1 protein-coding gene is annotated in these 260 nt (G+C 55.8%); it reads right to left on the bottom strand.

The window, feature by feature from the left end; genetic code table 11:
* Positions 1–247, bottom strand: a 247-nt coding sequence (locus AC3CAU_RS16765; protein WP_488368517.1) for a hypothetical protein, incomplete at its 3' end; no start/stop codon positions are given.
* Between the last annotated feature and the right edge of the window lie 13 nt (positions 248–260).

Raw genomic sequence — 260 nt, 5'->3', positions numbered from 1 at the left:
ATATCCCTGTCAGCGCCGCAAACAAGGGCGTAGGTCCAACGATGGATAAACTCTCGATAGTTTCTTTCGCATGCGCGGCAGTCATCATCGGCGCATGGGTCGTCCACAAAATCACCGCGGAGATGATCAACATCGTTGGCACCACCGCAATCACATTACCAAATACAGCCGCGGCCTGAGAGCGCAACAACAGCGCCACCTCGGCCACTAGCGCACGCAGACCTTCAACGGTATCCAATTGGCTCATCTTGGCGGCCAAC

The sequence above is a fragment of the Acinetobacter sp. GG23 genome (assembly GCF_057766365.1).
Note: the sequence above shows the minus strand (reverse complement) of the source record. Positions and strands in the feature narration are given on the sequence as shown.